Source organism: Pseudomonas sp. Irchel s3b2, assembly GCF_900187445.1.
Taxonomy (GTDB): domain Bacteria; phylum Pseudomonadota; class Gammaproteobacteria; order Pseudomonadales; family Pseudomonadaceae; genus Aquipseudomonas.
On the sequence record NZ_FYEB01000004.1, the window covers coordinates 284,690 to 308,800 of the forward strand.

General features: G+C 57.5%; 30 protein-coding genes. 15 read left to right on the forward strand and 15 right to left on the reverse strand.

Features of this window, described 5'->3' with window-relative positions:
* Positions 1-121 precede the first annotated feature (121 nt).
* The gene (locus CKW20_RS12735; protein ID WP_007904854.1) at positions 122-775 is read left to right on the forward strand and encodes a peroxiredoxin; all 654 of its coding nucleotides are present in this window, start codon (positions 122-124) and stop codon (positions 773-775) included.
* Positions 776-849: 74 nt separating this feature from the next.
* Here CKW20_RS12735 and CKW20_RS12740 read toward each other — a convergent pair whose 3' ends face one another.
* Positions 850-1,347: a heme-degrading domain-containing protein gene (locus CKW20_RS12740; protein WP_095053201.1), complete on the reverse strand. Its 498-nt coding sequence runs from the start codon at positions 1,345-1,347 to the stop codon at positions 850-852.
* 10 nt (positions 1,348-1,357) lie between these two features.
* A complete protein-coding gene (locus tag CKW20_RS12745; RefSeq protein ID WP_095053202.1) occupies positions 1,358-2,359 on the reverse strand; it encodes a LacI family DNA-binding transcriptional regulator in 1,002 nt (333 codons plus the stop codon).
* A 200-nt stretch (positions 2,360-2,559) separates the two neighbouring features.
* Between CKW20_RS12745 and CKW20_RS12750 the strand changes: the two genes are divergently transcribed.
* From CKW20_RS12750 to CKW20_RS12760, 3 genes are read left to right on the forward strand one after another with little or no spacing between them, the layout of a single operon-like run.
* Positions 2,560-3,726: a Gfo/Idh/MocA family protein gene (locus CKW20_RS12750; RefSeq protein WP_371857426.1), complete on the forward strand. Its 1,167-nt coding sequence runs from the start codon at positions 2,560-2,562 to the stop codon at positions 3,724-3,726.
* On the forward strand, positions 3,723-4,826 hold the full coding sequence (locus CKW20_RS12755; protein ID WP_095053204.1) for a sugar phosphate isomerase/epimerase: 1,104 nt from the start codon (positions 3,723-3,725) through the stop codon (positions 4,824-4,826). Before CKW20_RS12750 ends, CKW20_RS12755 begins: the two co-directional genes overlap by 4 nt.
* A 54-nt stretch (positions 4,827-4,880) precedes the next feature.
* The gene (locus tag CKW20_RS12760; RefSeq protein ID WP_095053205.1) at positions 4,881-6,113 is read left to right on the forward strand and encodes a nucleoside permease; all 1,233 of its coding nucleotides are present in this window, start codon (positions 4,881-4,883) and stop codon (positions 6,111-6,113) included.
* 147 nt (positions 6,114-6,260) lie between these two features.
* Here the strand turns inward: CKW20_RS12760 and CKW20_RS12765 are convergent, their stop codons facing one another.
* A complete protein-coding gene (locus CKW20_RS12765) occupies positions 6,261-7,121 on the reverse strand; it encodes a CAP domain-containing protein (RefSeq protein WP_095053206.1) in 861 nt (286 codons plus the stop codon).
* A 242-nt stretch (positions 7,122-7,363) separates the two neighbouring features.
* Between CKW20_RS12765 and CKW20_RS12770 the strand changes: the two genes are divergently transcribed.
* The 3 genes from CKW20_RS12770 to CKW20_RS12780 all read left to right on the forward strand — a co-directional run bounded on the left by CKW20_RS12770 (position 7,364) and on the right by CKW20_RS12780 (position 9,687).
* Entirely contained in the window at positions 7,364-8,176 is an 813-nt protein-coding gene (locus tag CKW20_RS12770; protein WP_095053207.1) for an AraC family transcriptional regulator, read from the forward strand.
* Positions 8,177-8,272: 96 nt separating this feature from the next.
* Positions 8,273-8,659, forward strand: a complete 387-nt coding sequence (locus CKW20_RS12775) for a cupin domain-containing protein (protein ID WP_095053208.1) — start codon at positions 8,273-8,275, stop codon at positions 8,657-8,659.
* A 206-nt stretch (positions 8,660-8,865) separates the two neighbouring features.
* Positions 8,866-9,687 (forward strand): MinD/ParA family protein, encoded by an 822-nt coding sequence (locus CKW20_RS12780; RefSeq protein ID WP_095053209.1) that lies wholly within the window; start codon positions 8,866-8,868, stop codon positions 9,685-9,687.
* A 268-nt stretch (positions 9,688-9,955) separates the two neighbouring features.
* Here CKW20_RS12780 and CKW20_RS12785 read toward each other — a convergent pair whose 3' ends face one another.
* Genes CKW20_RS12785 through CKW20_RS12795 form a run of 3 tightly spaced genes read right to left on the reverse strand, consistent with a single transcriptional unit; the run spans position 9,956 to position 11,622 of the window.
* A complete protein-coding gene (locus CKW20_RS12785) occupies positions 9,956-10,441 on the reverse strand; it encodes an adenosine-specific kinase (protein WP_095053210.1) in 486 nt (161 codons plus the stop codon).
* Positions 10,442-10,489: 48 nt separating this feature from the next.
* On the reverse strand, positions 10,490-10,993 hold the full coding sequence (locus CKW20_RS12790; protein ID WP_095053211.1) for an SLATT domain-containing protein: 504 nt from the start codon (positions 10,991-10,993) through the stop codon (positions 10,490-10,492).
* A 56-nt stretch (positions 10,994-11,049) separates the two neighbouring features.
* Positions 11,050-11,622: a thioesterase family protein gene (locus CKW20_RS12795; RefSeq protein ID WP_095053212.1), complete on the reverse strand. Its 573-nt coding sequence runs from the start codon at positions 11,620-11,622 to the stop codon at positions 11,050-11,052.
* A 112-nt stretch (positions 11,623-11,734) separates the two neighbouring features.
* Between CKW20_RS12795 and CKW20_RS12800 the strand changes: the two genes are divergently transcribed.
* Together CKW20_RS12800 and yfcF are read left to right on the forward strand one after the other, a co-directional pair.
* Entirely contained in the window at positions 11,735-12,700 is a 966-nt protein-coding gene (locus CKW20_RS12800; protein WP_095053213.1) for a GlxA family transcriptional regulator, read from the forward strand.
* Between the two features lie 113 nt (positions 12,701-12,813).
* Positions 12,814-13,446 carry a glutathione transferase gene (gene yfcF / locus CKW20_RS12805; RefSeq protein ID WP_095053322.1) on the forward strand — a complete coding sequence of 211 codons (633 nt, stop codon included), beginning with the start codon at positions 12,814-12,816 and terminating at the stop codon, positions 13,444-13,446.
* A gap of 15 nt (positions 13,447-13,461) precedes the next feature.
* On the opposite strand, the gene CKW20_RS12810 is transcribed toward yfcF, so the two are convergent.
* Positions 13,462-14,259: an alpha/beta fold hydrolase gene (locus CKW20_RS12810; RefSeq protein ID WP_095053214.1), complete on the reverse strand. Its 798-nt coding sequence runs from the start codon at positions 14,257-14,259 to the stop codon at positions 13,462-13,464.
* 131 nt (positions 14,260-14,390) lie between these two features.
* Between CKW20_RS12810 and CKW20_RS12815 the strand changes: the two genes are divergently transcribed.
* Together CKW20_RS12815 and CKW20_RS12820 are read left to right on the forward strand one after the other, a co-directional pair.
* Positions 14,391-14,780: a cytochrome c family protein gene (locus tag CKW20_RS12815; protein WP_095053215.1), complete on the forward strand. Its 390-nt coding sequence runs from the start codon at positions 14,391-14,393 to the stop codon at positions 14,778-14,780.
* A 124-nt stretch (positions 14,781-14,904) separates the two neighbouring features.
* A complete protein-coding gene (locus CKW20_RS12820; protein WP_095053216.1) occupies positions 14,905-15,240 on the forward strand; it encodes a hypothetical protein in 336 nt (111 codons plus the stop codon).
* Between the two features lie 178 nt (positions 15,241-15,418).
* On the opposite strand, the gene CKW20_RS12825 is transcribed toward CKW20_RS12820, so the two are convergent.
* The 5 genes from CKW20_RS12825 to CKW20_RS12845 form a co-directional block, all read right to left on the reverse strand.
* The gene (locus CKW20_RS12825) at positions 15,419-15,724 is read right to left on the reverse strand and encodes a panthothenate synthetase (protein WP_095053217.1); all 306 of its coding nucleotides are present in this window, start codon (positions 15,722-15,724) and stop codon (positions 15,419-15,421) included.
* 305 nt (positions 15,725-16,029) lie between these two features.
* Positions 16,030-16,422 carry a VOC family protein gene (locus CKW20_RS12830; RefSeq protein ID WP_095053218.1) on the reverse strand — a complete coding sequence of 131 codons (393 nt, stop codon included), beginning with the start codon at positions 16,420-16,422 and terminating at the stop codon, positions 16,030-16,032.
* An 81-nt stretch (positions 16,423-16,503) separates the two neighbouring features.
* A complete protein-coding gene (locus CKW20_RS12835) occupies positions 16,504-16,983 on the reverse strand; it encodes a YbaK/prolyl-tRNA synthetase associated domain-containing protein (protein WP_095053219.1) in 480 nt (159 codons plus the stop codon).
* A 16-nt stretch (positions 16,984-16,999) separates the two neighbouring features.
* Positions 17,000-17,758 carry a TSUP family transporter gene (locus CKW20_RS12840; RefSeq protein WP_095053220.1) on the reverse strand — a complete coding sequence of 253 codons (759 nt, stop codon included), beginning with the start codon at positions 17,756-17,758 and terminating at the stop codon, positions 17,000-17,002.
* 4 nt (positions 17,759-17,762) lie between these two features.
* Positions 17,763-18,848 carry a TauD/TfdA family dioxygenase gene (locus CKW20_RS12845; protein ID WP_095053221.1) on the reverse strand — a complete coding sequence of 362 codons (1,086 nt, stop codon included), beginning with the start codon at positions 18,846-18,848 and terminating at the stop codon, positions 17,763-17,765.
* A 109-nt stretch (positions 18,849-18,957) separates the two neighbouring features.
* On the opposite strand from CKW20_RS12845, the gene CKW20_RS12850 reads away from it, so the two are divergent.
* Positions 18,958-19,887, forward strand: coding sequence for a LysR family transcriptional regulator (locus tag CKW20_RS12850; RefSeq protein ID WP_095053222.1), 930 nt, complete (start codon positions 18,958-18,960; stop codon positions 19,885-19,887).
* A 46-nt stretch (positions 19,888-19,933) separates the two neighbouring features.
* On the opposite strand, the gene CKW20_RS12855 is transcribed toward CKW20_RS12850, so the two are convergent.
* From CKW20_RS12855 to CKW20_RS12865, 3 genes are all read right to left on the reverse strand, one after another.
* On the reverse strand, positions 19,934-20,416 hold the full coding sequence (locus CKW20_RS12855) for a GNAT family N-acetyltransferase (protein WP_095053223.1): 483 nt from the start codon (positions 20,414-20,416) through the stop codon (positions 19,934-19,936).
* A 308-nt stretch (positions 20,417-20,724) separates the two neighbouring features.
* Positions 20,725-21,126 (reverse strand): GFA family protein, encoded by a 402-nt coding sequence (locus CKW20_RS12860; protein ID WP_095053224.1) that lies wholly within the window; start codon positions 21,124-21,126, stop codon positions 20,725-20,727.
* Positions 21,127-21,268: 142 nt separating this feature from the next.
* Entirely contained in the window at positions 21,269-21,883 is a 615-nt protein-coding gene (locus CKW20_RS12865; RefSeq protein WP_095053323.1) for a LysE family translocator, read from the reverse strand.
* Positions 21,884-22,140: 257 nt separating this feature from the next.
* Here CKW20_RS12865 and CKW20_RS12870 point away from each other — a divergent pair, with 257 nt between their 5' ends.
* From CKW20_RS12870 to CKW20_RS12880, 3 genes are all read left to right on the forward strand, one after another.
* Positions 22,141-22,491, forward strand: a complete 351-nt coding sequence (locus CKW20_RS12870; protein WP_030131001.1) for a helix-turn-helix transcriptional regulator — start codon at positions 22,141-22,143, stop codon at positions 22,489-22,491.
* Between the two features lie 38 nt (positions 22,492-22,529).
* Positions 22,530-23,600 (forward strand): NAD(P)/FAD-dependent oxidoreductase, encoded by a 1,071-nt coding sequence (locus CKW20_RS12875; RefSeq protein WP_095053225.1) that lies wholly within the window; start codon positions 22,530-22,532, stop codon positions 23,598-23,600.
* Between the two features lie 91 nt (positions 23,601-23,691).
* Positions 23,692-24,105: an arsenate reductase ArsC gene (locus tag CKW20_RS12880; RefSeq protein ID WP_095053226.1), complete on the forward strand. Its 414-nt coding sequence runs from the start codon at positions 23,692-23,694 to the stop codon at positions 24,103-24,105.
* Positions 24,106-24,111 lie beyond the last annotated feature (6 nt).

Sequence of the window (24,111 nt, forward strand, 5' to 3'; positions counted from 1 at the left end):
AACTGCCTTATGTTCAAGCGTCTCCTATACTGATCCGCGTTGACAGGTTCAACGCAGATCCTGAAGGCCGTTGGCACAGCAGCCAGCGGCTCCCCACGACTCAACAGTAAGGAGAACGAACATGGCAATCCGTATTGGCGACGAAGCACCGGACTTTACCGTCGAAAGCACCGAAGGCCCGCTGCATTTCCACGAGTGGATCGGCGACAAGTGGGCGATCCTGTTTTCGCATCCCAAGGACTTCACCCCGGTGTGCACCACTGAGCTTGGCTACATGGCGGGGCTCAAGCCAGAGTTCGATAAGCGCAACACCAAGATCGTCGGGCTCAGCGTCGACCCTGTCAGTAACCACCAGACCTGGGCCAAAGACATCGAAGAGACCCAGGGGCATGCGGTCAACTATCCGATGATCGGGGACGAGAACCTGGTGGTGGCGAAGCTCTACGACATGATTCATCCGAATGCCAGTGGCGGCGCACGGACTGCCGTTGACAACGCGACGGTGCGTTCAGTGTTCATCATCGGCCCGGACAAAAAGGTCAAGGCGATGCTGATCTACCCGATGAGTGCCGGGCGCAACTTCGATGAAGTACTGCGACTGCTCGATTCTTTGCAGTTGAATGCCAAGCACACCGTCGCCACCCCGGTGAACTGGCGTCCGGGCGAGGACGTGATCATTCCCACTTCGGTCTCCGATGAGGACGCCAGGAAGAAATATCCGGATGGCTTCAAGACACTGAAACCTTATTTGCGCACGGTGGCGCAACCGAAGTAATCGATCAGTTGGGAGACTCCAATGCCCGCCTGCGGCGCGGGCATTGATGGGTAAGATTCGGCGGTGACTGCAGGTTACTCGCCCTCAAGCGCAAGTTCGCTCGGCTCGACCCCACACATCTGTGCCAACACCTGAACCACCAAGGCATGATCCTCGCGCTGGGGCAGCCCTGAAACGGTGACGGCGCCAATGCACCCCACGCCCTTGACCGACACCGGAAAGCTACCGCCATGATCGGCGTAATCACGCAGCGGCAACCCCATCAAACCTTCGAGTGAATCGCCCTGAAGCTTGAAGGACAGGCCTACGCGGTATGAGCTGAGTTCCATCAGTTCCACGACATTTCGCTTGCGTCGTGCCCAGTCGGCATTGCTGGCGGAGGTTCCTGGCATCGAGTAGAAAAACACCGTGTCCCGCGCCAGCCTGACCTCAATCGTGGCGGACACGCCTTGCTCTTCGCAGGCGGTTTTCAAACGGGTGCCCAAGTCCCAGGCCGTCGCTTTGTCGAAGCGCTCGAACCTCAGGGTTTCTTCCTGGAGCGCGATGCGTTGCAGGTCGGTTTTGATGTCCATGATCTCTCCCTCATCCCTTTCGGGCGGTCGTACTGTTACGCACGGTTAATGTGAACGGCAGCACCACATGGCGCTCCGGGATGGGCCTTTTTTCAATGAGGGCGATCAGCATTTCAACAGCCTTTTGGCCGAAGATTTCGGCGGGTTGCGCAATGGTCGTCAACGCCGGATCACAGTAGGCCGCGAACGGGATGTCATCGAAACCGACCAACGAAATATCGTCGGGTACCCGCAAACCCTGTTGTTTGATGCGCTTCAAGGCACCGATCGCCATTTCATCGTTTTCGCAAAAGAATGCGGTCGGACGGTCGGCCAAATCCAGCAGCATTCCCGCGCCATCAAAACCGGCCTGCAACGTGAAGTCGCCGTGGCAGATCAATTGCGGGTCCGACTCGATACCGGCCTGGTGCAATGCATCTTGATAACCGGCCACGCGGTCGCGGGTGAGCGGGCTGCTTTTCGGGCCTTTGATCAGGCCGATCCGGCGATGGCCCAGATCGATCAGATGCTCTGTCATGGCCTTGGCCGCTGCCCGGTTGTCGAGGCTGATCGTCGGGTGCCGCCCGCCTTGAATCACCTCGCAGGCGTTGACCAAGGGCAGTGACTCGCCGTGGGGAAAAGGCGATTCAAACGGGTCGTAGGCGCGCAACTGAATCACGCCGTCGGCTTGGTGGGCGTACACCAGCGCGGCAAATTCCCGTTCGATTTCCTCGCGGCCCTGGGTGTCGCACAGCAGCAGGCGGTAACCGGCCGTCTGTGCCGCCTGTTGGGCGCCGCTGATCACCCGTGCGAAAAACGTGTTGGCGATGGCCGGGACCAGAATCACCAGATTGCCGGTTCTGCGCGAACGAAACTGCACAGCCATGAGGTTCGGCCGGTAGCCAGCCTGTTCCACGGCTGCGTTGACTCTGTCCCGGGTGTCGGGGAGTACGCGCTCGGGCGACTTCAGCGTTCGGGACACGGTGGCCACCGAGACGCCGGCCAGCCGGGCTACTTCACGGATATTGGACAAGACGACCTCGTTATCGAACCGGCAGATGTAAACGTGGCCGGCGAGCTTACCGCAGTCCGGCCGTGCGCTGAAATGACCTTCATTTTTAATCCAAGGTTTGACACCTGAAGTAACTGAGCCTAAATTTCCGGCATGATGTAACCGGTTACATCATAGTCAAACCTGAGCGTTAATCTGCCCCGAACAAGAGAAAATTCGCGATGAATGTTGCAATGGCAAAAATAAGAATGGGGTTTGTCGGGGGCGGCGAGGGTGCTTTCATCGGCAAAGCCCACCGCCAGGCCGCCGGCCTCGATGGTCGTTTTGAACTGGTGTGCGGTGCCTTCAGCCGAGACGCTCGCAACAATCAGGACACCGGCGTCGCGCTGGGGTTGTCCGCCTCACGCTGCTACAGCGACTGGCAGCAGATGCTGGATAGCGAGCGTGCACTGCCTGCCGATCAGCGCATGGAGCTGTTGGTCATCGTCACGCCCAATCACTTGCATGCGCCGATCGCCAGCCAGGCACTGAATGCGGGTTTTCATGTGTTCAGCGAAAAGCCCGCGGCACTGAATCTGTCCGAGTTGCTGGCGCTCAAGGCAGTGGTGAAAAGCAGTGACCGCCTCTATGGATTGGCCCACACGTATCTGGGTTATCCGATGGTCTGGCAGGCGCGCAAGATGGTGCGTACCGGGGTGATCGGTGCTGTGCGCAAGGTCATCGTCGAGTACCCGCAGGGCTGGCTGAGCCGGGATGTGGCCGGGCAGGGTAACAAGCAGGCAAGTTGGCGCGATCAGCCTGAGCAGTCCGGGCTGGGCGGCTGTATTGGCGACATCGGCACCCATGCCTTTTCACTGGCCGAATTCGTCGCGGACCAACCCATCGAACAGGTGTGCGCAACCTTGGGTGCGCACGTTGCCGGGCGACAACTGGACGATGACGCGGCGATGCTGTTCAAGATGGCCGCCGGGGCCAGCGGGGTATTGATCGCCAGCCAGGTCTGCGCCGGCGAAGAGAACCCGTTGAAGATCCGCGTCTATGGCGACAAGGGCGGGCTGGAGTGGCGTCAGGAAGAGCCCGCAAGCCTGATCCATCGTTCCCTCGATCAACCGTTGAGCATCCTTCGTTCCGGTGTCGGTCAGTCCTGGCTATGCGAGGCCGCCAGCCAGCGCATGCGTTTGCCGGCAGGGCATCCCGAAGGTTATCTCGAGGCCATGGCCAATCTCTATGGTGATTTCGCCACCGCGATCCGCAGCAACGTCGAAGGCAACGATGCCCCCGGCGTGCCGGGCATCGACGTCGGGTTGCGTGGCATGGCGTTCATCGAGGCAGTGATCGCCAATCATCGCGGCGACGCGAAGTGGACCGAACTGGTGTGCAATCCATGAATCCGCAGAACCCTCCCGTGAACCACACCTCCCCAACACCGGCAGGCCTGCGCGGCCCGGGTATTTTCCTCGCGCAGTTCATGTCCGACGAAGCGCCCTTCGACACGCTCGCCAACATTGCCCGCTGGGCCGCAGCGCAGGGTTACAAAGCCATTCAATTGCCGACCCTGGGCACGCAGTACATCGACCTGGCGCGCGCCGCCGACAGTCAGGATTATTGTGACGAGTTGAAAGCCGTCTGCGCCCAGGCAGGTGTCGAAATCAGCGAGCTGTCGACGCATCTGCAGGGCCAACTGGTGGCGGTGCATCCGGCGTTCGATACGTTGTTCGATGACTTCGCCCCCGCGCATTTGCGCGGCCAGCCTCAGGCACGCACCGAGTGGGCCATCGATCAGTTGAAGCTCGCCGCACGTGCCAGTCAGCGCTTGGGGTTGAAGGCGCACGCGACGTTTTCCGGTGCGCTGCTCTGGCCCTATATCTACCCGTGGCCGCAACGCCCGAACGGTCTGGTCGAGCAGGGTTTTGCCGAACTCGCCAAGCGCTGGCTGCCGATCCTCGATTGTTTCGAAGAGGCTGGAGTCGATCTCTGTTACGAGATCCATCCCGGCGAAGACCTGCACGACGGCGCCTCGTTCGAGCGTTTCCTTGAGGCCGTCGATCACCATCCGCGCGCCGCGATTCTCTACGACCCGAGCCATCTGCTGCTTCAGCAAATGGACTATCTGGGCTTCATCGATCGCTACCACGAGCGCATCCGCATGTTCCACGTCAAGGACGCCGAGTTCCGGCCCGATGCCCGTTCGGGTGTCTACGGCGGTTATCAAGGTTGGGTCGAGCGGCCTGGCCGCTTCCGTTCCTTGGGCGATGGGCAGATCGATTTCAAATCGATTTTCAGCAAACTGACTCAGTACGACTTTGCCGGCTGGGCGGTTCTGGAATGGGAATGTTGCCTGAAGGATTCGGAGCAGGGCGCCGCAGAAGGCGCGGCCTTTATCCAGCAGCACATGATCACCAAGACTCGAAAGGCGTTCGACGATTTCGCCAGCGTGACGTCCGACGAAGGTTTCAATCGTCGACTGCTGGGTTTGCCCGACGCCTGAATACAACCTTGTTCGTTCCTCTCTCCGCAAAAAAACAATAAGACGGTGACTGATATGACCACGATGACTGCGCGATTAAGCGTAATGATGTTCCTGCAGTTCTTTATCTGGGGCGGATGGTTCGTGACCCTCGGCACCTTCCTCTCCAGTAATCTTGGGGCCAGTGGCGGGCAGATCGGCATGGCGTTCTCGACGCAGTCCTGGGGTGCGATCATCGCGCCCTTTGTGATCGGTTTGATTGCCGACCGCTACTTCAATGCCGAGCGCATCCTTGCGGTGTTGCATCTGATCGGCGCGGTGCTGCTGTTGCAACTCTATCGAGCGCCTGACTTCAGTGCCTTTTACCCGTTCGTGCTGGCCTACATGATGATCTACATGCCGACACTGGCATTGGTGAATTCGGTGGCGTTCCGGCAGATGCGCGACCCGGCCCTGGAGTTCTCGCGGATCAGAGTGTGGGGCACCATCGGCTGGATTGTGGCGGGCGTGGTGATCAGCTTTGTGTTTGCCTGGGATTCGCAACACGCGATCTCATCGGGTGGCTTGCGCAACACGTTTCTGATGTCGGCCATCGCCTCCCTCGTACTCGGGCTCTACAGCTTCAGCCTGCCGCGTACCGCGCCGCTCAAACCTGAGCCGGGCAGCGTCGGCCTAAAGCAAATGCTGGGGCTGGATGCCTTGGGTTTGTTGAAGGACCGCAGTTACCTGGTGTTCTTCATCGCCTCTATTTTGATCTGCATTCCGTTGGCGTTTTATTACCAGAATGCCAACCCGTTTCTGGCGGAAATCGGCGTGACCAATCCAACCGCCAAGATGGCGATCGGGCAAGTCTCGGAAGTGCTGTTCATGTTGCTATTGCCGCTGTTCATCCAGCGTTTCGGCATCAAAATCGCGCTGTTGGTGGGGATGCTGGCGTGGGCGTTGCGCTACTTGTTGTTCGCCTACGGTAACAACGGCGACCTCGCCTTCATGTTGTTCACCGGCATCGCTCTGCACGGCATCTGCTACGACTTCTTCTTTGTCTCAGGACAGATCTATACCGATGCCAAAGCCTCGGAGCGATTCAGAAGCTCCGCGCAAGGGTTGATCACGCTCGCGACGTACGGCTTGGGCATGCTGATTGGCTTTTGGGTGGCCGGGACGGTCACCGATCACTATGCATCGGCTGACAGCCATGACTGGAAAAACATCTGGCTGTTCCCGGCCGGGTTCGCGTTGGCGATATTTTTCTGTTTTTCGCTGGCCTTCAAAGGGCGGCAACGCGTGGCAGCGCCGTCGAGTATTTGAAGTTCGGCGGTGTTCACACAATAACGGTGGGTGCACAAATGGGTAGGAGCTGGCTTGCCAGCGAAGACGGCCTCACGTCGTGCAGCGCCCATGGCGACGCCTTCGCCGGCAAGCCGGCTCCTACGGATTCAGGATTGACTGCTGTTCTCAAGGCGCGCCAAACAGCATCGTCCAATAAACACCCTTGTCACTGCGCGAATCGGCGGCGTAGGCCGCGCCCACCTGAGTAAACATCGGGTTCATCAGGTTGGCGCAATGCCCGGGGCTGGCCAGCCAGCCGGCCATCGCCTTGCTCGGCGAACCTTGCCCGGCGGCGATGTTCTCGCCGATCTGCCGGCCCCGGTAGCCGGCAGCTCGGGCTCTATCTGCCGGCATATCACCATCAGGATCGCGGTGGGCGAAGTAATTGCCGTAGGCCATCGCCTTGCTGTGCCCTTGTGCGGCGGCCCCCAAAGCCGCATTCCAGGTCAATGGTCGTGCGGCGGCGAAGCGCTGGCGCCCACAGAGCCGCGGCCTGGCCCGTGCCGCATTGACCTCGGCCAGCAACGTCTTACCCGTTGCTCGCGAATCGCCGATACGCCCATCGAGCACCGGTTGTGCAAGCACCACTTGCCATTCGCTGCGGGCGCGAGTGACGCCGATGTCGGCGTACTGGGCATCGAGCAGCGCACCGCAATAGTCGCTCTCAAGCATGTCAAACGCCTCATCGGCATCTTGTGCGCCGACCAGGCGAATGGTGCGCACCGTCACCGCTTGATAGCCTTTAGCTTTCAAGGCACTGCGCAAACCGCCGCCATAGCCGACCGGCAAGGCCAGGTTCGATTTCAGCGACAGCGGCCGCAACGGCTTGACCGAACGCCCTGCGCAGCGATCGGGATCGGCGCGGTAGTCGTTGATGACTTCCACCAGTTGCCGCTCTCCACTTGCATGGGCGGGGCTGACGAGTAACGGAAGCAAAGGCATCAGGCACAGAGAGATAAAGCGACAGCGGCGGACGGTTGGGCGCATGAACGGACAGCTCTGATGAGATGACGACGAAAGGGGGGGATAGGAACGAGCAATGACCGTAGGAGCGCTTCGTTGGGTGAGCTTCTTTTACGGCACGGCTAAGACTGCGGGTCTGAAGACTGGTTCACGACGGGAAGAGACAAATTTAACGACGAGGCCGTGGGGGGATTCAGGCTAGTCACTCAAGGACATCAGGCGTCCGGACTGGTACCGTGCTGACATCATTCGGGCGGTACAGGGACATGACTAAAACCAGGGGCGACATGGATTGGGTAAAGCGCTCGGCTCAGCCGTTGAAGATGGAGCGTATCGAAGCCTTTTTTGGCGGCCATGGGTTTACGCCGCATCGCCACGATACGTACGCCATCGGACGAACGCTGTCGGGTGTACAAAGCTTTCAGTACCGCAACGCCAAGCGTCACAGCCTGCCCGGAAAAACCATCGTTTTGCATCCGGACGAGGTGCATGACGGTGAAGCCGGTACCGAAGCGGGTTTTCATTATCGAATGATCTACGTCGAACCTGCCTTGATTCAGCAAGTATTGGGCGGCAAGCCCTTGCCCTTCATCGAGGGTGGTTTATCCAGCGACCCACGGCTTGGTGCCGCGACCCAGGTGCTGCTGCAAAACCTCGACGCTTGCATCGAACCTCTGGAAGAAGACGATGCCATTTATGACCTCGCGCAAGCGCTGGATGTGCTCTGCGGTCAACGCGGGCGGCGCAAGTCGTTTGATTTTGCAGCGGCCGAGCGCGCGCGTGCGCTTATTCATGAGTCGCTGGATCGCGTCATTACCCTGGAGGAGTTAGCGCAGGCGAGTGGCCGAGACCGCTGGAGCCTGAGCCGTGATTTTCGTGCGCTGTACGGCACGAGCCCCTATCGATACATGACTCAACGACGCCTCGATCTGGTAAGAGCACTGATGCTCGGGGGCTACTCGATGGCGGAGGCGGCCGTATCCGCAGGCTTTTTCGATCAAAGCCACATGACGCGTCAGTTCGTCCAGACCTACGGCGTCTCTCCCGGCCGGTGGATGAAGCGGCTGGGTCTTGCTTGAGAATGTTGTCGGGCTACTTGCACAATCATGCAATACGCAGCGCTGCTCCTCTCCTAAAGTCAGAACTCGATAACTTGGCTAGAAAGGGCGACCCACATGCATTCCCAACCCGGCGTAACGACCTGCACCGCGATTAACTTTGCCGAAAAATTTGCTTTGTTCAGTGAGCAATGGGCACCCAAGGTCATTGCCGAAATGAACGATTACCAGTTCAAGGTGGTGAAAATCGAAGGCGACTTTGTCTGGCATTCCCATGCCGATACCGATGAAACCTTCATCGTTCTCGAAGGGGAACTTCGCATTGATTTTCGAGAGGGCGCCGTCGTGGTAAGGCAGGGAGAAATGTACGTCGTCCCCAAGGGGGTAGAACACAAGCCTTATGCTGATCGAGAGGTGAAGATGCTACTGATCGAGCCGCGTGGCGTGATGAATACCGGCGATCAGGACGGAGAAAGAACCGCAATCAATGACGTCTGGATTTAGACGTCTGGGTATTGGTTCATCTGCCAGTGAGCATTCAGGAGCGCAGTGTCATTAACGGCGTTTTTCAGTAAAACGGTCGATGGCATGTGGCGAAGTGCCTCTCGTCGGAAGGCAACGCGGCTATTTTGCGCTTTTCAGCTATTCTTCCGGTATCAAGATGGTGCCATTTCGTACTGGCACACAATGCGCAAGGAAGGGAAGACAAAATGGATGATGTGCATTGCGTGCAAGTTGTCGCTGTAACGGGCGGTAAAGGTGGCGTGGGCAAGACAACGGTGGCGGTTAACCTTTCGTTGGCGCTGGCAAAAATGGGGCGGCGCGTCGTATTGCTGGACGCCGATCTGGGCCTGGCGAATATCGATATTCTGTTGGGGCTGACTCCGCGCTACACACTGGCCGATGTCATCGAAGGACGTTGTGAGCTGTCCGACGCGCTGTTGCCGGGGCCTGGAGGTATTCGTGTTGCCCCGGCCTCTTCGGGTTTGCAGAGCATGATTCATCTGGAGCCGGCGCAATACCGTGCGCTGATCCAGTCCTTTAGCGACATTGGCGATAAGCTGGATGTGCTGATCATCGATACGGCCGCGGGTATTGGTGGCTCAGTGGTCAATTTCATCCGTGCGGCGCAGGAAGTGATAATAGTTGTATGCGATGAACCCACCTCAATCAGCGGTGCCTACGGGCTGATCAAATTGCTCAACCTGAACTACGGCCTGCATCGGTTTCGCGTGCTGGCCAACATGACGGGCAGTCCGTCGGAGGGCCGTAATCTGTTTGCCAAGCTGGAAAAGATTACCGATATGTTCTTGGACGTCTCTCTGCAATACGTCGGCGCGGTGCCGAATGACGAATGTGCGCATAAAGCCGTGCAGAAGGGGCGTGCGGTGTTTGAAGCTTTCCCCCGTTCCAAATGCGCTCAAGCCTTCCAGGCCCTGGCTCACAACGTCGACACCTGGCCATTGCCGACTCATCCGAGAGGGCATGTGGAGTTCTTCGTTGAGCAACTTGTGCAGAATTCGGGCAGGTGAGCCTAAAAGCCTAGGCGTAATGAGCAATTTCAGCCGCGGCGCACTCCTTGTAGCAGCTGTCGAGTTTGCGAGGCTGCGTTCGGCTGCGCAGCAGTCGTAAAACCAGAGATTGCGCTGCGTCAGGCAAACCGCGTCAGCCGGATTCACGACTGCTTCGCAGCCGAACGCAGCCTCGCTGGAGCTCGACAGCTGCTACAGCGAACGCAGCTTTCGGCAGCTGCTACGGATCGCATTACGGCTTAACTGACTTCGTTTACACAGACTCAAATCACAACTTGTAGCCGATCTGCCGCAACAGGTTCTTGCGCCACAGAATGTCTTCATCACCTTCAATGTCTTTGGCACAGAAGCCATCCACCACGCCCAGAATCCCTCGTCCCTGTTCCGTCTCAGCAAGAATCACTTCGGTTGGATTGGCCGTTGCACAAAAAATGCGGCACACCTCTGGAACCATTTTGACGGTGTTCAAAACGTTCAGCGGATAGAAACCGTCGCCCAGAAAAATGATGAAGCTATGGCCTGCGGCAATGGCTTGCGCATTTTTCTGCGCCAGTTCGATCATGGCGGTATCGGTGCCGGACCATCGCACCAGGCATTTACCGGAGGCTTCACAAAAGGCCACACCAAACTGGATACCTGGCACGGCGTTGACCAACGCTTCGTGGATGTCCTCGACGGACTTGATGAAGTGCGTCTGGCCCAAAATGAAGTTCGTCTCTTGCGGCTTGTCGATTTTCAACGTGATGAGTTGCATTTCAAACGCCTCCTTTCACGATGTTGCGGACCAGAGTCAGGCCTTTAATCAAGCCGGGACGGTGTCTTGCTCTATTGGCGGTGTCTCTGTATGGACGCGAACATCCCCCAGTTTTCTGATCGTCGACTTGGGCAAGGTCGGGGCATCAAGAAGAATCGAATCAATGCGCTTGCGGATGTCCAAAACGATTGGGCCCAGGATCGCTTCGTCCTTGCCGCTGGCGATTTCGTCCTGAATCTCACGCGATATCGCCCCGAGTTTCTCGGCGGTGTCCTTGTGCCCGGCAGCCCGGGTGTCAAAGTTCAGGAAGGTCTGAACCGAACTCAACACCAGGGTCAGGAGTGACAGGACGCCGGCTACGTATTGGAGCCATACGGGCGAGGAGTCACTGATCGAGCCAAAGACACTGGCGCTGACGATCGCCGACAGAACAACGCAGGGGATGCCCAGTTTCCAACTGAATTTCTCGAAATCCCGGGCACTGATTTCGTGTTCGATCTGCAACCGAACGATCATGCGATTCCATTTGGTCAGTAGCTCGAGCCGGCTCATGGTTGCAGTCCTTGGCAGGGGATTCAGAGAAATATTAGCTTCTATTTGGCCGCCTGTTAGGGTTCGGAGACAGGATGAACCTGAGGCGCCAGGCCTTCTTCCTCTCGGAGTTGGCGGCTCATGTCGTCGCAGCTTTGCGACCAGGCTGTCAGCCACGGCGACATCTCGGGTGACTGTTCGGCCAATCCCAGCTCCCGGACAAACTCGGCAGGTGGGACCGTGCCTTTGGCCGCGCGGAACAGACCCCGCATGATGACGACGCCAATCACCCGTCCTTTGCTCACGAAGCGGTGTTCCATCAAGCTCCACTTCTCGTCCCAGCCGAGTATTCGGGTATGAATCTCAAATGATTCGAACAGCTTCAGCTCACGACGAAACTTGCCCCAGGTATCCCCAACGATCGGCACCGCTTTGTTACGCAGGGCCACTCGATAGGCACCGCTGCGCAGGACGAAGTCCATGCGGCCCACGTCGGCCAAGGTGAAATAGCGGCCATTGGTGACGTGCCGGTTGAGGTCGAGATCGAGCGGCCAGACGCGCATGCGGATGACGGTAGTGGCCAGCGCATCAACCGGCTTGCGCCATGGGCGACGAAACAGCATGAGGATAAGTCGAAACCAGAGATTCATAAGTACGCCGAGGGCTGGAGTAGAGCGGTGCACTTTAGGGCGGAAAAATCGGATAAGGTAGGTGCACAAATGACTTTTTTCATGCGAAAAGCGCAATATGGATCATTCATTCATGCACGTTACTCTGCTATTGGCTGATCAATGTTCCGCCGCCAGCACTACCTTGGCGCTGGAGGTGCTCAGTGCCGCCAACCTGTTCGCCGACACCACCAGTGCGCCGTTTGATGTGGTCGTTGCCTCATTGGATGGCGGTGACGTTGCCGCGTGGGGCGGGCAGACGCTACACGTAGACCGATCCATCGACGAAATCTGCCGAACCGATCTGGTGGTGATCCCGGGATTCCTCTTCACGTTGAAGGACGCCTTGCCTGCATTTCCAGGTTATGGGCCGTGGCTGCGCCAACAGCACGCGCAAGGTGCCGTTGTGGCTTCAATGTGTACAGCAGCGTTCATGCTGGCCGAAGCGAGAATGCTGGACGGTATTCGTGCCACCACGCATTGGGCATTTGCCGATCTTTTTCGCCGTCGGTATTCCGCGGTCTGTCTGGAGGAGGCGCAAATCCTTTGCGAGGACAATCGCGTCATTACCTGCGGGGGTGCGAGCGCTGCCATGGATCTTTTGCTGCACCTCATCCGCCGGTTCGCTTCCCTGGAGTTGGCGCAGAAGTGTGGCAAATACTTGTTGGTCGACAACGTGCGTAGCGAGCAATCGGTCTATGTCATGTGGTCACTGCCGAAGAACCATGGGGATGGCGATATCCTGCGAGTTCAAGATTGGCTGGAGGATCACTTTCATCAGCCGCTGTTGATCAATGACGTGGCCCAGCGATTCGGGTTCGGCGTCAGGAACTTCAAAAGGCGTTTCAAGGAAGCCACTGGTTATACGCCGCTGACCTACCTGCAAGCGCTACGCGTGGAGAGGGCAAAGCAGCTGCTTGAATCAACACGAATGACGCTGGACAGCATCACTTACAAAGTCGGCTACGAGGATGGCAACTCCTTTCGCAGGCTTTTTCGGCAGCGAGTGGGCCTGCTTCCAGCGGCTTACCGGAAGAAGTTTCAACCGAGTGCGAGCTGAGCGGCTTTTCAATCGCAGGTATTCCGCTCAGGAATGCCCCCATAAAAATCATGAATTTTCTTTATGACTCTGGATCTCGTAGCGTGTCTGCTCCCCATATGGAGATGACCCCCGTGAATGATTCCCGCCTGCGCCTGTACGTTGATGCTCAATTCACCAGTCCTTATGCCATGTCGGTTTTCGTGGCCCTTCGCGAAAAGGGCATCGAATTCGAACTGAGCCCGCTGGACCTCGACGCGTTCGAAAACCAGTCAGAAGACTATGCCAGCCTCTCGCTGACCCAGCGCGTACCGACGCTGGTGCATGGCGATTTTGCCTTGTCTGAATCGTCGGCGATTACTGAATACCTGGAAGACGTTTTCCCCCAGACGCCGGTCTACCCGCAAGACCTGATGCAACGCGCGAAGGCACGACAAGTCCAGGCGTGGCTGCGCAGTGACCTGCTACCCATTCGGCAGGAGCGATCCACACTGGTGGTGTTTTATGGCCTCAAATCAGCGCCCTTGTCGCCCGCTGCCGAGTCGGCCGCGCGCAAGCTGATCGGTGCCGCGCAAGCGCTACTGGCTGACGGCCGCGAGAACTTGTTCGGGCTATGGTCGATCGCCGATGTGGACCTGGCCTTGATGCTCAACCGGCTGATACTCAATGGTGACACCGTGCCACCCGCGCTGGTGGAATACGCGCAGTGTCAATGGCAGCGGCCTGCGGTGCAGGAATGGGTCAACCTGCAGCGTCCTGCGCTGTAACGGTGTGGAATCAGGTCAACTGCGCTCAATAAATTTCACGATGACCTGATTGACGATCTCGGGATGCGTAATCGGCCCCATATGACCGAGCCCCTCGAGTTCTACCACTTCAACGTTCGGCAGTGCGCCGGTCAGCAGCCGCGCCACTGCCCGTGACGATGCCGGTGAGTCCTTGCCGACCATGAAAAGCACCGGCAGGTTGAGCGAGCCGAACGCCTGCAATGGCGTTGGCTCGTTCAACAAGGCGTGAGCCCAGCCCTGCACATTGGCGACCGCGGCGGCGATGGAGGGCTTGCGTTGTTCCGGGGTTTGCTCCCAGGCCCCGGCACCCATCCAGTAGTCAATGAAGTGCTGGGCCGCTGCGTCCAGGTTACCCGCTTCAAGCGCCAGCCCGGCGTCTGCGACGACTTCACGGATGGCATCCGCCTCATTGGGTGGGGGCGATTCGGCGTCGAGCAGGGCAAATAATGTTGGCTCATACAACGCCATGGCGCGCACCCGGCCGGGGTTCTGCAACGCCGCGATCAACGCCACCGCCCCACCATAAGAGTGACCGACCAGAATGAGCGGTTCACCGGCGCGGGCGAGCACCGGCTCGGCGAAGCGCGCTTCTTCACTGAGGGTGACAATTCGATCGGTGGGCCACGCCGGGCTCTTGCCGGCGCCAAACGAATCGAGCGCCAGAACCCGAAACGTTGCGGCCAGGTGATCTTGCAGTCCACGCCACTGCACCGAGTGACTCGCATTGGCATGAAAGCAAACAACACCCGGGCCCACGCCTGAGTCCCGGAAAAAAGGTTCGACGGGTTTCATCCTGGCCTCCTGCAACGAGTTAAAAGGACAAAGAGCGTTAGAGATTAGCTTCGAGGCTTCGGTGTAGCCGCCAGTCATGATGAAATAGCCGCCCGTTTTTGCTGCCAGCAACACCTGATTTGGAGCACCACATGAAAAACGCCGCCATCCTTACCTTCGCCTTGATGCTCAATACCGGGTTATTCAGCATGCAAGCCGAAGCGGCGGGGGATGCTGAAGCCGGTCAGAAACTATTTAACCGTATCTGCGGCGGCTGTCATCAAGTAGGGACTTCGGCGCGGGGTTCTTTTGGTCCGCAACTCAATGCCATCTTCGGGCGCCCTGCGGGAAGCACGACGGACTATCAGTACTCAACCGCGATGAAATCATCAGGCGTCGTCTGGACCCGCCAAACACTCACCGCATACATCGAAGCGCCCAAAGAAGTGGTCCCCGGAACCCGCATGATTTTCTGGGGCCTCAGCGATCCGGAGAAGATCGAAAACCTGTTGGCCTACCTTCAGACATTTCAGCCGCAATAATTTGTGCCTCATCAAAATGATTGCCGCGTAAAGGCTGTATAGGTGATATCAACGAGCCATTTCATCCGTTAAAGTATGCGCCGCCCGAGAGATGGATCCCGGGTATTTCTAATGGAGTGACTCAGTGAATTATCTCAGCAAAGTTGTTGCCGTAGCCCTGTTCGGTCTGGTTCTGGCGGGTTGCACCGGCGCCCCGATGAAGACTCAGCAGTACGACAGCAGCCAGTACACCGTTGTCGGCCACAGTGAAGCGACCGCCACTGGCCTCCTGCTGTTTGGCCTCATCCCGATCCAGCAGAACAACCGTTTCATCCGCGCTCAGAACGCCGCGATCAAGGCCAAGGGCGGCGACGCCATGATCAACACCCAGGTTCAGGAAAACTGGTTCTGGGCCTGGGTCCTGACTGGTTACACCACCACAATCTCCGGTGATGTCGTCAAGCTGAAAACTGTTCAGTAAGCGACAGGCTCTGCCATTGTGGCGAGCACGCTTGTGGCGAGCGAGCGAGCGAGCTTGCTCGCGCTGGGCTGCGTAGCGGCCCCCAAAATCCGACAGCAATTGCCGATTTTTGTGAGCGCTACGCACTCAAGCGGGAGCAAGCTCCCTCGCCACAGGTTTCTCACTCATTGATCGTACCTCATCCCCAAGCTTTTCCGAGCTCCTCCAGACCCGCGTCTTGCAGGTTCTGCGCACTCATGACCACTCGGAATTTGCAGTTGGCCTGGAAGTTGAGAAAGAAAGGTTCCGCATAGCCGGGAATTTCGGAAGGGTCTTCTATATCGATCAGAAAAATCCCACTTCGCATGCCATCGTGCTCAGTGAAATAAGTCGCCTCCGGCTTAATGGTTTCCAGGACGCGGTTCATGATTTCGCCGATTTTCCCCGACCTGACAAGCGCGTTGAAAGGCTCATGGGGAAACTCGACCATCAGTAGCATTTTCATTATTCGATACTCTGTTGAAGTGGCGTGCTCCTTACCCTGATCCCTACTCCTGACGATGATGCCGCAAGCCCTGCGTTCAGCCGTGCCAGCGGTGGTGTGTGGTTAAGAATAGCGAAGGGTGAGAGGCTGCCGGGGCAGAGTTACGGACGGTCGTTTTGGATGATTCAGCGGCGAGACGAAGGGCTTGTTGGCTGAAGTCATGCAGTTCTGTGATGAAAGCAATTTTATGCAACGTGGTTTTGGACGTTCGAAGAAAGACACGCCAGCATCGCCTATAGAGGCGATGCCGACTCGTCGATCCCCGATTACTGCTGTACCGGCGTGCAGAGTTCTACCAACGTTCCGTCAGGGCATCGAACGTAAGAGACGATTTGTCCCCAGGGCTTGGCGCTTGGTGAGGAAATTTCGGTGGCTCCCGCCTTCAACGCTCTGGCGTGCGCCGCCGGAACGTCCTCGGTCACCAAGCCTACTTCGATTCCGAGTGGTTTGGGGGAGGAGTGTGCCGAGACATGGCCCGTACTGAAGTTCATCGCGGCCAGTTCATCGGCGGCGAATGCCAGCGCCGTTTCCCCTGTTTCGAGTTCGCCGTAGGTGTTGGATTCATGGAGGAAGCGAACGCTAAACCCGAAGGCTGACGAAAAGAACTGGAGTGAGGCAACGACGTCCGGGACGTAGATGATCATGTAGCCAAATTTCATGAGCGGGCATTCCTTGTCTTGTTAATTGAGTGGCAAATCACAGTTAACCAGGCAGGTTTGCCGATAATGCCTAACTGTTTCTCAAGCCTGGCTGATGTCTAGCAACCGAGGCTTGGCAATCGCCAGATAATCCTGCGTATCAAGCACCATCGATGCATCCAGCCGACCAGCGTTGAAGGCGATTTCGCTATAGCCTGTGGTCAGGGCCGGATCGACGATCAATTGAATCCGCTCATCGAAGACGAAAGGAGGGATCGCGCCGATCTGGCATCCGGTCAGTCCCATGGCGGTTTCGGCCTTCACCAGTTCGGCTTTTTTCCCGCCCAGGGCCGCTCCGACCTTCTTCATGTCGAGCTTCTGGTCGCCTGGCAATATCACCAGGGCATACGGTTCGGCCTGACCCTTGAGCGAGCAGAGCATGGCCTTCGCGCCTTGGCCGGGCTCGGTGCCACGGATTTCGGCGACCCGCGCCGACTGGCCCTCGGCATCGTGCATCAACACTCGGTAGGAGGCTGCGCGGGCATCGAGTAGCGCCACCAGGCGATCGAACATGGGATGCATGTGGTTTTCCTCAGGTTTACAGGAACAGGTCGTAGGACAGCTTGCTGATCAGGATCACCAGCAACACCAGGAACAGGGCCCGGACAAAGGGCACGCCTTTATGAACCGCAAGCCAGGTACCGGTCAGCGCGCCCAGGATATTGAATGCCGCCATGGGAATTGCAACCAGGTAGAGCACGTTACCCGTCGGAATGAAGAATATCAGCGCCGCTACGTTGGTCGCGATGTTCACCAGCTTGGCCGATGCCGAGGCATGAAGGAAGTCGAAGGCGAAGAAGCGGATAAACAGGAAGATCAGGAAACTGCCAGTGCCGGGACCGAACAGTCCGTCGTAGAAGCCGATGGCACCGCCGATGATGATCGCCAACAGTTTTTCCTTGGTACCGATGCGCATGGGTTTGTGCAGGGCGCCGAAGTCCTTTTTCCAGAAGGTGTAGATCGCCATCAGTACGATCAACACCAGCACCGCCGGCCGGATCATCGACTGGGGTACGAACGACACCGTGGCCGCTCCGAAGAAAGCCATGACAAAGGCCGCACAGGCGGCGGGGATCACCAGACTCCAGTTGATCACCACCTTGCGCACGAAGGACCGGGCCGCGAATGCGGTGCCGCAGGCCGCTGCGACTTTGTTGGTACCCAGAAGCGCCGCCGGTTGTGCCGTGGGCAGCACGTTGAACAGCGCGGGTATCTGGATCAGTCCGCCGCCGCCCACCGCCGCATCGATCAGGCCGGCGGCGAAGGCGAACACGCAAAGGATGACAATATCGACCATGAAATCAGGCTCTGACGATGAAGGGGAGGTGAGGGTCCAGCGGCATCACGCGTGCCAGGTCGTTGACCCCGAAGACACGCAGCATCCAGCGGTCGCGACCGTCGTAGCGGGGGGTAAAACCGTCCCGGGCATGCAGGGTTTGCTGGTTCTTGAAGATCAGCATGTCCCCCGGTTGCAGCAGTATGTGGTGCACGACATCGGGATGATTGGCGGCGGCGGCGAACAGTTGCAGGGCAAACTGCGCATCGGCGCAGGTCGCTTCGACACTCGCTTTGTTGTAGCGGCAATACAGGCCACCGGTTGCGCTTCTGTACAGCAGTGGGACGTTTTCCAGCACATTACCCTGTTTGCCGAAGGAGGCCGGTCGGCGAATGGCGAAGTTCGGTCGTGACAATTCTTCTTCGACGCTGGCCGGCAGCATGGCCAGCACGTCGTCAATGGCGACGATGCGCGTCGGCACGTCGGGCTCGCAGCGCAGGCCGGTCAGGGACAGGTACTCCGGACAAGCCGACAACTGCGAGACGGGTTCGCAGGTCAAGGGCAGGTGAGGGTTGTCGACATGCATGTCCAGGTCCGCGCGCGAGCCATAGGAGCTCTTTTCGGTCTCTCGCTTGTGCTTGGGCGATACGTGGCGGAACACTGTGTCGTCGCTTTCACCCTCGTACGCCAGCGGACAGGTTTGCAGGGTTTGCAGCACGGACAGGATAGCCCCGGCCAGAACCGATACGTTCTCGATACCCGGCTCCATGTCGTAGGGCGTGGCGGGCAGTTGCGGGTCCAGCGGCAATCCCCTGACGATCATTGCCACTTCTCGGGCCTGGGGAAAGTGGCGCAACTGCTGGAATTTCTCGGCGCACAGGACACTTTCCAGCAACTGCCCCAAGGCCGGCATGTGGCGGATGCCCGAGGCGCTGTCGGTCACGGCCAGCGATGCCAGGCCGGTTTGCAGTGTGCGCTGTTCTTCGAATGACAGATGAATTTGCGGTATCTCCTGTCGGGTCGGAGTCGCTGATTTTTTTTCCAGCCATTCATGAACTTCTTCACCGATATGGGCCGCGGATTTTCCGACTATTTCATCCAGCTTCGACACGTCCTTCTGCTCCTGTTTGCCCCATCCTTGTGGGTTGAGCGGGAAGGTTAACGGAAGGGCCTTTTTTGTGTTGCAATGCCACGTTGTGAAAAGTGCAATGAGGTGGTCAGTGGCATTGAATATGTTGGGGGAACTTGAAGCCTTCGCGACGGTGGCTCGCAAGCGCAGTTTTGTCGCGGCGGCACGTACTCTGGGGCGCTCCCCCAGTGCGCTGACCCGCGCCGTTCAAGCCCTGGAGGAAAGTGTCGGGGTCAAGCTGTTCAATCGCTCATCCAATGCCGTGAGTTTGACCGAGGCGGGTGAGCGCTTGATGCCTCACGCTTACAAAATGCTGGATCTGCAACGTGAGGCGGAGGAAGACCTGGCCGGTCTCAGTGGCCTGGCCTGTGGCTGGATCCGCTTTTCCGCCCCCGAGTTTCTCGGGTACGGAGTATTGCCCCGGTTGATCGCGCAGTACTGCGAGCGTTATCCAGACGTGAACGTCGATGTGATTTTCACCGATGAAACCATTGACCCGGCCAAGAACAAGCTGGACTTCTCGATTCGCGGCGCGTTTGCGCAATCCAGTGACCTGATCGGCTTTCCACTCTGGAGTTATTCACGTTACCTGTATGCCAGCCCCGGGTATCTGGAGCGACGCGGAATGCCCGACTCCATCGAGGCCCTGGAGTCGCACTCACTGATCCTGCATACGGCGCCACGGATTCTCAAGGAGTGGAATTTTCGCAGTGAGGAGCAGGCCATCAGCTTTCGGGTTCATCCAAAATTTCGTTTCAGCTCCGGTTTGGCAGTGTTCCAGGCGACCCTGGCGGGTGTCGGAATCGCCCGTCTGGCGGACTGGATGGCGGAGCCCGAAGTGCAAGCGGGGCGCCTGCTTCGGGTCTGCCCCGAGTACAAACTCACCTCCAGCGGCGGTGAGAGCCCGCAGATGCACGCTGTGTACCCGGCCGGGAATCTGCCGCTGCGGGTGAAGTCTTTGTTGGAGGTGATCCGTGGCTTTGGCGACAGCCTTGATCGAAAGCGTGCAGTGACGCTTTAGGTGGCTGACGCTGACCTCAATCTGTGGCCTTCCAGGTGCCTTCGGCCTATGGCTGCGGAACCAGCGTCATTTGTATGAGGGCTGATCGACCGTTTCCCAACGAAGGTCGTTCCTCTATGGCATAAGGCACAAACCCAAGCCTGGGGTAGAGCAATAGCCCAGCCGTATTTTCGTTGAAACAGGAGATCTGCACCTCGTTGGCTTCATAACGCTCGAATGCCAAGCGTGTCATTGTCTCTACGATAAACGTGGCCACACCTTTGCCCCGAGCGGTCGGCGAGACGATGACATTGCCGATACAGCAAACGCCATTGCGTTCAGCCCGATAGAAATTGGCGAATCCGACGACGGCTCCATCAAACTCAACGACAGTAGAGTCGAAGCGTTGGGTGATCGCAGTGATCAATTGCGCTTCTGTTAGCGGGTAGTGCGCTTTCGGAAACATGAAAAACAACTCTTGGGCGTTCTGAGGAAAGCCGCAGATCGTTTTAATGTCGTCCGCCTTCACTGGCCTGTGTTTCAGTTTCATTGCATATCCCTAAGCTCCATGAATCAGCACTCTAGCCGAATACCGAGGTTCGTGCAGTGAGGGAAATTATTGGTATGGATGGCCGATTGCTGCCTGTCGTGAAGGGCTGCAATCGACCGATTCTGTTGAAAAAGTCGGCCATGGTTTCCACGGCAGAAAAGTACGCGCTTGAGATTGAAATCTTTACTTTGAGCAGAGGATTCCGGGCTCAGATTTCGCATAGCTGCGTGCAAAAAAAGCGTTTTCAGCAGTCAGTATGCGGGCAGTCTGGAAGGACCGACTTTTTCAACACAATCGACCCAAAGCTGTCACTGGTGTTGCGGCCAATGATCCGTGATTTCATACCACGAGGCCTTGGATGGGACCTGAACGTGCTTTTGTTTATCAGAGGTGAATGTTGTATCCAAGGTGCCCAAGGCGATCGAGATCCAGCCAGAGTATTCACCTTGGCTTGTTGACCAGAACAGCGACGAACCGCACTGGCCGCAAAACTGACGCAGGACTGACTCAGAAGTCTGGAACGACTTAATGCAATCGGCACCGTTAATAAGCTGCAGATTGCCGCGCAACACGCTGCCATAGCTGGCGAATGCGGCCCCATGGCTTTTGCGGCATTGGCTGCAATGGCAGTGAGAAAGTGCTTTAGGTCGTGAAGAGATTTGGTATTTGACGGCGCCGCAAAGGCAGCTGCCCGAGAAGGGGGCATTCATGTAGGGGAGCACCTTCAGACGAGGAGACAGCCAATTTAAACGGCCAGCGTAGACGAAGTCGACCGATTCCTGTCGCGAAAAAAGCCGGCAATTGTGCAGGTTTTGGTGATCGGTTAAACGCTGATGCGCAGCAGACCAAGTGCTAAACCAGCTGGCGGATCCCTAGAGACAAAATCAAACCACCGCACAGTCGATCGATTGCTTTTTTCCTCCCTTGATACGCGGAAGCAATCTTAGGTTGCGAAAGAGCGATTGCGACCATTCCATACCAGGTCGTTGAAACCACCACTACAACTGCCAGCATCGACAAAAACGTGCCTGGCGAAACGTGGGCGGGGGCTGCGGCTGAAAAAACAGCGGCATAGAAGGCCATGGACTTGGGGTTGCCAATGTTGGTAATCACCCCCTGAATGAAGGACTGCCTGCAACTACCGGCGACGCCATCATTTAGCGGGCCCAGCGCATTCTTCCCCGCGTTGATCAGCAGTCGGAAGCCGAACCATATCAGGTAAGTGGCCCCCAGAATCTTTACCACAAACGCAGCCCAGGGGAGCGCAGCAAATACAACCCCGAGACCTGCAATTGCACAGGTGGACCAGAACAAGTTGATCAGTACGATACCCGCTACCAAGGCCAGAGCTTCTGACCGTGTAGCAGCCACCGCTTTATGGACCACTGCGACGAAATTTGGCCCAGGGATAACAACGCCTGCCAAGTAAACCAAAAAAACTGTCAAAACGGCGGAACCGTCGATCATGTCCTTCCTCGCAAGTCCTATGGACGGCTTCTTCCCTGAGTAGTGCTGGGCGCTGAAAACCCGGCTCATTCTCGACGATGGGTGTGCGGCTGTCGAGATACCGCTTCAGGTCGATTGCTGCCTGTCGCGAAGGTCCGGAATCGACTGTGGACTCGCTATTGTGGCCGTGCAGGCATTGATCAGGCTCTACAGATATTTGTGGTGGCGTTGATTCGACAAATTGACGTGTGCATGGATCTGCACATATAGTCATCCGTATGACAAACCGAGCTTCTACACGTTCACGGGCAATTGATGCCGCAATCAACTCTCTCGATGGAGCCTTCTTCAAAGCTCTGTGCGAGCCGTCGCGGGTAGCTGTGCTCAAGCGAGTCATGCAACTGGGGCGTGCGGATATCGGCGAGATTGCCGAAGGATTACCTCAAGAGCGTTCAGTGGTGTCCCGTCATCTGCAAGTGCTATTAGACGCGGGCATCGTCCGTGCTACCAAGGTCAGCCGGCAGATGTTCTACGAGGTGGATGGGCCGGCGGTGGTGACACGGCTCGAAGCCATTCTTCAGCACATGAAGAGTCTGGCCCCGTTTTGCTGCCCTGGCGTGCCAGAGTAGGTTTTTTATTATCTCTATATATGCATGGGTGCGCATACATGAATGTAAAAAATGAGCCCATGGACGCCATCGTTATTGGTGCGGGCCAAGCCGGGCTCGCGTGTGGCTGGCACCTGCGGCAGCAGAACCTCAGGTTTCTCATCCTGGATGCCGAGAGCCAGCCAGGTGGAAATTGGCGCAACTACTACGACAGCCTGAGACTTTTTTCCCCTGCTGCTTACTCATCGCTACCTGGGATGCCCTTTCCCGCTGAAGCCAAGCATTATCCGCTACGCGATGAAGTTGTACGTTATCTGGAGCAGTACGCGGACGCTTTCCAGCTACCCATTCGGCAGAACATACGAGTCCAGAAAGTGTGTAGGGAGGATGGACTATTTTTGCTTCAGACATCTGATGGTCAGCGTTTGCGCTCAAAAGCATTGATCGTTTGCACTGGCGGATTCAATCAGGCGTTCATCCCTGACATTCCAGGGCTGGAGAGTTTTCGCGGGCAACGTTTACACAGTGCTGATTACCGAAATGTCGACGGCTTCAGTGATCAACGAGTAGTGGTCATAGGTGCGGCCAACTCAGCGGTACAAATTGCCCATGAGTTGGCTCAAGTCAGCAGCGTCGTATTGGCGACGAGGGAATCGATTCGGTTTTTTCCGCAAAAGATCCTCGGTGTGGATTTTCATGCTTGGCTCAAGTGGACAGGGATGGAGAAGACTCGTTGGCTGAATGACCAAAGTACCCCTGTACTGGATGACGGCACCTATCGTCGAGCCATGAAGCAGGGACTTTTTGAGCGTAAGCCGATGTTCACGGAGGTAACGTCAACGGGCGTGATCTGGGCCGATGGGCAGCACACCGAAGTGGACAGTCTGGTTTTCGCGACCGGGTTTCGTCCGAACCTTGGTTTTTTGGCAGGTCTGCACGTGGCGGGCAATGAACGCCTGAGGCAACGCAACGGGCAGGCGGAGCACGTGCCGGGTTTGTATTTTGTGGGGTTGCCGAAACAGCGCAACTTTGCTTCGGCCACCCTCAGAGGCGTTGGGCCAGATGCTTCTCACATCATCCCTAGTTTGATGTGCTTCATCCACGATGCATCGTCCCCAGTGTTCGCTTGATGCCGAGTCTTTTTTCTGCTTAACACTGTTCTTTACCTTGTATACGGAAAACCATATATTCGTTAAACCGTATATGAGCTGAGACTTCACAATGACCAGCAAAGTCCGTGTCCTGTTCGTCTGTACCGCCAACGCTGCACGCTCTCAGTTGGCCCAAGCGTTGCTGAGGCATACCGACTCGGAGCATTTCGAGGCGTTCAGTGCCGGCACTGCTCCGACTCAGGTAGACCCGCGCACCTTTGAGGCGCTTTCACACATTGGTGTGAGCACCGAAGGATTACGTAGTAAGTCGATAGACGAGTTCCGTGGTGAGCGTTTCGATTACGTCATCACCTTGTGTGATAAAGCCGCAGCGGAATGCCTGTCTTTACCTGGAGCCGGTGAGTCGTTGGTCTGGAGTTTTGAGGATCCGGTCACCAGTGCCAAACCCGATGCCTTCCGTCACACCCTTCACGAAATCCATGAGCGCATCAAGATGTTCGTCTTGGTCAAAAGCAAACACTGAGAAACG